This window comes from Frankia sp. AiPs1, from assembly GCF_023716945.1.
Classification (GTDB): Bacteria; Actinomycetota; Actinomycetes; order Frankiales; family Frankiaceae; genus Frankia.
In genome coordinates this window covers 1-4209 of sequence record NZ_JAMQQF010000524.1, presented here as the reverse complement: position 1 = coordinate 4209, position 4209 = coordinate 1, and the positions used below count along the sequence as shown (strand labels likewise).

The window sequence follows — 4209 nt, the reverse complement described above, 5'->3', positions numbered from 1 at the left end:
GGCCGGGGGCCCGCCGGGCCGCGGGCCGGCGGGCGGATACGACCGGCGGCCATTCGGGCCCGCAGCGGCGGTCCGCGCGCGCGGCGACATCCTCGGGTCTGCTGGAACCGACCGACCGTCGGGACGCGACATCCGACGACAAGCCACCACTCGAGGACCGGCTGGCCTGGCTTCGACAGGGCTGGATCGGTCCGTTGGCGCTCGCGTTGGTCGTGGCGCTGCTGGCGGTCGGCGGCTACGTCCTGCTGCGCGGCGGTGATGGGGGCGGCGGGACGGCCGCGCCGAGCCCGACGGCCGACTCGTCGCTTACCCCGGCGACGACCAACCCGGACGCCCTCACCGGCAAGGCGATGATCGACGGTAGCTGGCAGTGCCGCCTGGTCACCGCCGCCAACCCGATCAGCCTGTCTCAGGAGGTGGGGGTGCTGGTGGTCGCGCGCACGGCCGGCGCCTACACCTGGAACGGCGCCGCCGGCCAGTACACGATCACTCCGGTGGCCGGCAACGACGGCGGGAATGTGATCGGCGACGTGAGGTTCACCAGCGGTCCGCTGAAGGATCTCGCCGCGGTGCACATCGCCAAGCCGGGAGACGGAATCCGCGGCAAGGCGCAGGGCACGCTGGATCTCAAGGCTGGCGGGACTGCGCCGCATCGAATCTGCGGAGTGAACTGAGAACATCCGTCCCTATGCTGACTGTAAGCAGGAACGGCGAAATGTCTGTTCTTACTGGCGGCTCGGCGATGCCGGCCCGTCGGTTACCGACCCCGGTTGTCGGGTTTAGACGGCGGTGCGGCAGGATCAGGTGCCATGCTCAGGTCTGACCGTGGTATGGGTGGCTGGCGGCGTTCAGCCGCCGGCAATGAGAAGGTTGTGGCTGGCGGGGTGGTCGGCGGCCCGGCGGCTGTGGGGATCGGTCGACCGGCCGTCGACCGGCGCAGTCTGCTCCGCTGGGCCGGGACCGCCGCGGTGGCCGCGCCGGCCGCCGGGCTGCTCGCCGCCTGCGGCGGGTCCTCCTCCTCCGAGGGCCCGCGCAAGGTGCGTCTCGGGTACGTGACCTCCCGCACCGGAACGCTCAGTTCCTACAGCGTGGTCGATTCGTACATCGTCCAGACGATGCAGTCGCTGCTCGCCGACGGGGTCAAGGTGGGCGGCCGCAGCTACCCAGTGGAGATCTTCGTCCGCGACTCGGAGTCCGACCGGCACCGGGCCGGGATCGCCGCGACCGACCTGATCTTCAAGGACAAGGTCGACATCGTCCTGGTCGGTGGAACCTCGGACACGGCGATTCCGGTCGCCGATCAGTGCGAGATCAACCAGGTTCCGTGTATCTCGACGAACGCCCCCTGGCAGTCCTGGTGGAACGGGCGCGGCGGTAACGTCGACATGCCCTTCCACTGGACCTACCACTTTTACTGGGGGATGGAGGACGTCGTCGCCACCTATGTGGCGATGTGGCGTCAGCTCGGGATCACCAAGGTGGGGTTGATGTATCCCGCGGACGACGACGGTGCGGCATTCGCCAACCCCGACTTCGGCATTCCCACCATCCGCAACTTCGATTTTCAGCTCACCTCGCCGGCGACCTCGGGCTATCAGCCGGGTGCGGAGTCGTTCGAGTCGTACCTGAACGCCTTCAAGACCGCCGGCGTCCAGGCCGTCGTGGGGATCCCCCAGGCCGCGGACCTCGCCACCTTCCGGCGCAAGACCCGCCTGATGGACTTCACCCCGAAGGCGCTGACCATGTCGAAGGCGCTGAACTTCCAGGAGGACGTCCGGGCGCTCGGGTCCAACGGTGACGGGCTCACCACCGAGGTCGCCTGGTCGCCGTCACACCCCTACCGCAGCTCACTGACCAACAAGACCGCCCAGGACCTGGCCAGTGATTTCGCCAGCGCCCGTGGCCGCGGCTGGACGCAGGCACTGGGCTTCTCCTACGCCCTGTTCGAGGTGGCGGTGAAGGCGCTCGGCGGCGCTGCCTCGCTGGACCGGGAGGCGATCGTCGCGGCGATCAAGGAAGTCGACGCCCAGACGATCGTCGGCCCGGTGGCGTTCGCGTCCCAGCAGAACGTGCCGAAGAACGTGGCCCGTACCGCCGTGGTCGGCGGGCAGTGGGACCAGGTCGACAACGACTTCGCGCTCAAGGTCGTGAACAACAGCGGCAACAGCAAGGTCGGGGTGGACGCGCAGTTGCGCCCGCTCCCGCCGCCGGTCTGAGCGGCAGCCCGCCGCCGCACAACGCGAGGGGGCCCCGGGATGGATGTCCCGGGGCCCCCTCGCGTTGTCGTGGGTCAGGCGCGGGCGGCTGCCCGCGACATCGTGTGTTCGACCACGGCGATCAGCGCGCTCTTGGTCGAGTCCCGGTTGCGAGCGTCACAGGTGATGATCGGCACGCCCGGGCTGATCTGCAACGCCTCGCGGACGTCCTCGATGGAGTGCCGAAGGATTCCGTCGAAGCAGTTGACGCCGATCACGAACGGCAGCTGACGCTGCTCGAAGTAGTCGACGGCCGCGAAGCAGTCCGCCAGTCGGCGGGTGTCGGCCAGGACGATCGCGCCGATGGCGCCACGGACGATGTCGTCCCACATGAACCAGAAGCGGTACTGCCCAGGCGTCCCGAACAGGTACAGGATCAGGTCCTCGTCGAGGGAGACGCGGCCGAAGTCCATCGCGACCGTGGTCGTGGTCTTGTCGGACAGGTGAGTGAGGTCGTCGACGTGGGCTCCCGCCTCGGTCATGACGGCCTCGGTACGCAGCGGGACAATTTCCGACACCGAGCCCACAAAGGTGGTCTTCCCGGCGCCGAATCCTCCCGCCACCACGATCTTCACCGAGGTCGTGGCGACGGAGGAGTTGACCCGTCTGTTGTCAGAGCTTTCGAAGGCCACTGAGAACCCTTTCGAGCAACGCGAGATCCGGTGCCTCGTCGCGGTCAGGCTGCTGGTGGACGCGGACGAAGCCTTCGTCCGCCATGTCGCCGACCAGCACACGGGCGACGCCCAGAGGCACCCGGAGCCCGGCGGCGATCTCCGCGATGGATCGCACCTGCCGGCACATGGCGGCGATGGTCTGTTGCTCAAGGTTGAGGCCGATGGCCCGTTCCTCGCCGAGCGGCGTCGTGAAGACGAGCGCCTCGATGGCGAGCTCGTAGCGTGACCGAGTACGCCCGCCGGTCATCGCGTAGGGACGGACGACCGGACCGGGCGAGTTCTCGGGATCGATACTCACCCTGACTCCCTGTGCTGCCGCTCGTTCACCGCGGAAGCGTTCCCTGCAGCTCGGCGCGCAGCGCCGGGGTGAGAACATCCTTCGCCCGGCTGACCAGCAGAGCCATCTCGTAGCCGACCAGACCGATGTCGCACGACGGCGCCGCCAGCACGGCCATGCTCGCCCCGTCGCTGATCGACATGATGAACAGGAAGCCGTGTTCCATCTCGACGACGCTCTGTGTCACGGCGCCCGCCTCGAACACGCGCGCCGCCCCCTGGGTCAGGCTCACCAGCCCGGAGGCCACCGCGGCGAGCTGGTCGGCCCGGTCGCGGGGGAAGCCGTCGGAGACCGCCAGCAGCAGCCCGTCCGCGGACACCACCACGGTGTGGGCGACACCCGGAACGCGATCGACAAAATTGTTGATCAACCAGTTGAGGTTCTGAGCCTCAGAACTCACGGGTGTCACCGTTCCTCCTGCGCGTCACGTCGAGGATTCCTCGTGGTGTCGACTCCGACATCACGTCCCTGCCGCACGCCCTGGTAGAAGCTGGCAAGGCGGCCACCGACGGCCTCGGGAGACCTGGTCGAGGTTTCGGCGGGACGCCGGCTTGGCGCGGGTTCGGCGCTGCCGGGCACGAGATGGGTCATGGGAACTCGCACCGGCAGGCCCGATCGCGTCACGCCGCCGGTGCTCGGCTGGCGCAACGACTCGGCTGCCTGCCAACCGGCGTCCCCGGGAGAGCTCCAGCCTCCCCGGTCCGGCGGCTGTGCTGCCTGCTGCGGTGGCGCGGTCTGGTGCTGCGGCGCTGTCTGGTGCGGTGGCGCCGTCTGCTGCTGTGCCGGCGGCTGGTGTGACTGGGCCGCCGCGGGCTGGGGCTGCGGGCTGGGGCCCGGCTGCCTGGATCCCGGCCGCACCGGGCCACCGGGAGGTGGGGTCTGGTGCGGCGCCGCGAAGGCGGCTACCGGCGCTGGGGCGGCCGGCTCGGCCACCGCCGACGGG

Annotated in this window: 4 protein-coding genes and 2 pseudogenes; 2 read left to right on the top strand and 4 right to left on the bottom strand. The window is 69.5% G+C overall.

Annotation, left to right across the window (positions count from 1 at the left end; genetic code table 11):
• Both ND748_RS26635 and ND748_RS26630 read left to right on the top strand, forming a co-directional pair.
• Positions 1–674: pseudogene (locus ND748_RS26635) on the top strand (hypothetical protein); the annotation flags it as partial.
• A gap of 198 nt (positions 675–872) precedes the next feature.
• Positions 873–2216 (top strand): ABC transporter substrate-binding protein, encoded by a 1344-nt coding sequence (locus ND748_RS26630; RefSeq protein ID WP_251748952.1) that lies wholly within the window; start codon positions 873–875, stop codon positions 2214–2216.
• Between the two features lie 74 nt (positions 2217–2290).
• Here the strand turns inward: ND748_RS26630 and ND748_RS26625 are convergent, their stop codons facing one another.
• The 4 genes and pseudogenes from ND748_RS26625 to ND748_RS26610 form a co-directional block, all read right to left on the bottom strand.
• Positions 2291–2887, bottom strand: a complete 597-nt coding sequence (locus ND748_RS26625; protein WP_251748951.1) for an ATP/GTP-binding protein — start codon at positions 2885–2887, stop codon at positions 2291–2293.
• A complete protein-coding gene (locus ND748_RS26620; RefSeq protein WP_251748949.1) occupies positions 2868–3227 on the bottom strand; it encodes a DUF742 domain-containing protein in 360 nt (119 codons plus the stop codon). Before ND748_RS26620 ends, ND748_RS26625 begins: the two co-directional genes overlap by 20 nt.
• Positions 3228–3252: 25 nt before the next feature.
• Positions 3253–3675: a roadblock/LC7 domain-containing protein gene (locus ND748_RS26615; protein WP_009740465.1), complete on the bottom strand. Its 423-nt coding sequence runs from the start codon at positions 3673–3675 to the stop codon at positions 3253–3255.
• Positions 3672–4209 (bottom strand): annotated as a pseudogene (locus tag ND748_RS26610) (histidine kinase); the annotation flags it as partial. The pseudogene ND748_RS26610 and the gene ND748_RS26615, both read right to left, overlap by 4 nt.